Origin of the sequence: Achromobacter sp. (genome assembly GCF_036567245.1) — a bacterium.
Taxonomy (GTDB): Bacteria; Pseudomonadota; Gammaproteobacteria; order Burkholderiales; family Burkholderiaceae_B; genus Achromobacter.
In genome coordinates this window covers 1-3,873 of the sequence record NZ_DATCUY010000542.1, presented here as the reverse complement: position 1 = coordinate 3,873, position 3,873 = coordinate 1, and the positions used below count along the sequence as shown (strand labels likewise).

At 67.2% G+C, this 3,873-nt stretch carries 1 protein-coding gene; it reads right to left on the bottom strand.

The genetic code is table 11. The annotated features are described in order from the left end of the window. Nucleotides 1-35: 35 nt before the first annotated feature. Nucleotides 36-3,873 (bottom strand): alpha-2-macroglobulin (locus VIR09_RS22935; protein WP_332014939.1); only part of this gene is annotated, 3,838 nt, incomplete at its 5' end.

Sequence of the window (3,873 nt, the reverse complement as noted above, 5' to 3'; positions counted from 1 at the left end):
TGGAGCACGGTAGAGATCCGCGACCGCGGCGGGGTTCAAGGACGTTTGGCGCCGCGGTCGCGGATCTCTACCGTGCTCCATTGCTCGCCTACGCCCCGGATTTCAGGCCGGTACATGTCTTCGGCCACCGTCGACGGCACCGCGTAGCGGCCCGGCGTCACGACGCGCACCAGATAGAACACGTCCACCTTGCCGCGTCCCAGCGACACCGCGGCCACATAACGGTCGTCGCGGAATTCGCGGTGCTTGATGTTGGGATCGGACATGGCTTCGGCCACGCGGCGTCCGCCTATGGTCCATTCCTGCATCTCGGGGCTTTGCGACAGGTTCAGGTTTTCGACTTCAAAACCCGCCGGCACGCGGTCCACCAGCAAGCCATCCGGAATGTTCTGGTTGGCGCTGGCCTGCACCCACACCACCAGCATGTCGCCGGTCTGCAGGCTGCCGCCATCCCACGGACGGCCGTCAGGACGGTACCAGCCGCGCTTGAGCTGGATGATGTCGCTGCGCGGCGCGGGCGTGGCGGTCGGGCTGCCCTGGATGTCGTATTCGACGAACAGGGCCTGGCTACCGGTGTTCACCAGCTGCGTGCCCGCCAGATCGGCCGCCGACAGCGACACGCTCTGGTCGCTCTTGCCGCCGACCAGCGGCTTGCTGACGCCGTTGACGGTCAGCGTGGCCGACCAGGGCGTGGACTTGTCGCCGCCCAGTGCGCGAGCCGTCAACAACAAGGCCATCTGTTCTTGCGTCGACAGGTACGAGCGGTTGCCCAGGCGGCTGGCCAATTGCGTCAGCAGGTTTTCCAGGCGCTCATGGCGCAGCTCATACTTATTGGCGATCGCATAGGCCAGCGCGTAGTCGCGCACGCTGCTGCCGTAGTCGCCCAGCCAGTCGTCGTAATAGCCGGAGTTGCGGCGCGCGTTGAGTCCGTACTCGCGCGCCATGGCCTGGTCGAGCGCGCTCTTCATGCGCCCTTCGTCGCCCATCAGCTTGAACGCGGCCGCCAGTTGAATCAGCGGCAGCGGCGAGCGGGCGCGCTCCTGGTAGTTGTCGTACAGCTGACGCACCGTGGACAGCGGCGCCTTCTTGTCGCGCGCCAGCGCCAACGCGGCAGTGGCCAGGCCGGCGAAGCGGCGATGGTCTTCCCGCAGGATGTTGGCGTCGTTGACGTCGTAGCGTCCGGACTCGAGGTTGCGCTTCAGGTTGGCCGACCAGGTGCCGAACGCGCCGGAGCTCTGCTGCACCTGCTCCAGCAGCCACTGGCGCGAACGGTCCAGCGATGCCTCGGGCACCTCGAAACCGTTGTCGCGGGCGTCCTGCAGGAAGCCGACGGCGTAGGCCGTCAGCCACACGTCGCGCGAGGACGAGCTGCTCCACAGGTTGTAGGAACCGACGGCGTTGCGCATGCCCGCCAGGCGGCCGATCGCGCCGGCTACCTTGGCATCGCGCTCGGCCTTGGTGCGCGGCTTGAGGCCGAACTGCTTGGCCGCTTCCTCATCCAGCATGACCCACGGCAGCGTCGCGCTGATGGTTTGCTCGGTGCAGCCGTAGGGATAGTTGAGCAGCCCTTCGACCAGGCGGTTGACGTTGATCGGCGGACGGTTCGAGACCGTCATGCTGACCGTGGTCGAATCCGGGTAATAGGAAGCGATCCACGAGGCCTGCGGCGCGTTGGCTTCGCCCGGACCCACGCGCAGGCGGCGTACCTGGCGCTCGGCCGCGTAGGCCGGTTGCACCTGCAGCACAGATTCGCGCACGATGTGCACGGGCTTGCCGCCGCCCTGCCCATCGACGGTCAGGCGCATCAGGCCCAGGCCGTACGAACCGGTGGTGGTGGCGGTGAAGCGCAGCGTGGTGCGCTGCTTGTCCTTCAAGGTCACGGTCTTGACGCCGTCGACGATGGCCAGCGGGTCGAGCGCTTCCAGCTTGACCGTCACCTTCTGCTCGGCGCCGCTCATGTTGGTCACGTCCAGCGCGATCGCGGCCTGGTCGCCCGGGGTGATGAAGCGCGGCGTGTTCAGCTCAGCCACGATAGGCGCCGCCACCACCATCTCGGTGTCGGTGCTGCCGTAATTGTCCGGCGTGAAGGCCACGGCCATCAGGCGCAGCGTGCCGTTGAAGTCGGGCAGGTCCAGCGGAATGTCCGCCTCGCCCTGCTCGTTCAGTTTCACCGGACCCGAGAACAGATCCACCAGCTTGACCTTCTTGGGCAGGCTCTTGCTGTCGCCTCGCATGGCGGCGTCGCCGCCCCACTTCAGCTTGCCCTTGGTGCCGTCCATCTTCTCGATCAGCTTGCCGTACATGTCCAGCAATTCGGGCGCGTAGCGGTGCTTGCCGAAGAAGTAATCCAGCGGATCGGGCGTCTTGTACTGGTTGATGTTGAGGATGCCCACGTCCACCGCCGACAGGGTCACGGTGGCCTGCTTGCCCTGGGCGCCGTCGACCTTGACGCGCACAGTCGTCTTGGTCTCGGGCACCGCCTTGGGCGGCGCCGTCAGCTTGACGTCCAGCTTGCGGTCGCCGCTGGCAATGGGCAGGAAGGTCAGGCCCAGCGCCCGCGCCGGGGTCACGCGGTCGCCCTCGCTGCCGGGACGGAACACGGCGGCGGCGATATACAGGTCGTGGCGCTTCCAGCTCTTGTCGACCGGAATCTCGACCTGCGTACCCGTCGCTTTCACGGCCACCCAGGTGGACCACAGCATGCGGTCGCCTTCGACCGTGATGAGCGCCTGGCCGTCATGCGGCGGCGTCAGGGTCAGCTTGACCGTGTCGCCCGGCTTGGCCGGCACGCCTTCGAGCTTCATCTGCACGCGGTCGGGGCGATTGCCCATGGAATCGGCGTCCTGCGCGTTCCAGCCCGCGTAGAAGCGGTAACGCAGGGTCTGGCCGGTTTCGGGATCGGCGATCTCCAGGCGGTAGCGGCCCCACTTCACGGGCACGGTCAACTGGGCGCGGTCATTCAGCGCGATCTCGCGCGAATCCAGCAATTCGTCGGTTTCGGTGTAGCCGCTGTTCCAGCCGCGCTGGTCGTCGAAGCGCCAGTAGTACTGACGCTCTTCGCGGTACAGGCGCATCTGCGCCTGCGCCAGCGGCGCAATCTTGCCCTGCGCGTCCACGCGCAGCACTTCAAAACCGGCAGGTGCGCCTTCGCGGGCCACGTCGCCGTCGAACTGCGGACGCACGGCGATCAGGCGGTCGGCGGGCCAGACGCTGCGTTCGATCGAACGCACCACCGGGCGGCCGCCCGATTCGAGCAGGCTGGCCGATACGCGAACCTTCATCGGCGAACGCGTGCCGCCGGTGCGCGGGTCGACCTCGAGCTGGCCGTGGCCCTTGTCGTCCAGGGCCGTTTCGGGCAATTCCTCGAAATGGCGGCGGGTATCGTCGGCCACATCGCCGAAGATGAAGCCGGGCCATTGCTGGGGCAGCGCAAAACGGTCGCGCTTGACCTGGAAGCTGGACAGCAGACGGTTGCCGGCGGCGGGCGCGCCGTAGAGGTAGTCGCCCTGCACGTCGATGGTCAGCGTTTCCTCGGGATCGAGCACCTCCTGGTCAGAGGTCAGCGCCATCTTCATGCGCTCGGGCAGGAATTCCTCGACCTGGAATTTCCAGGACGTGTCCGGGGCGCGCGAGGCGGGATCCACGCGCAACTCCAACAGCCACGTGCCGGTCTGCGCATCCAACGGCAGATCGACGCTGCGCTCGATATAGCCCGGCAGGTCCTTTTGGGGCTGCCACAGGGTGGTCAGCACCGTGCGGCCGTCGGGCCGCTTGATGGTGGCGGTCAGGGGCGACGGCGCCAGCATGCGGCCGTCCAGGTCGCGCGGCAGGACCGAGACGTTGAAGGTTTCGCCGGGGCGGTACAGATTGCGG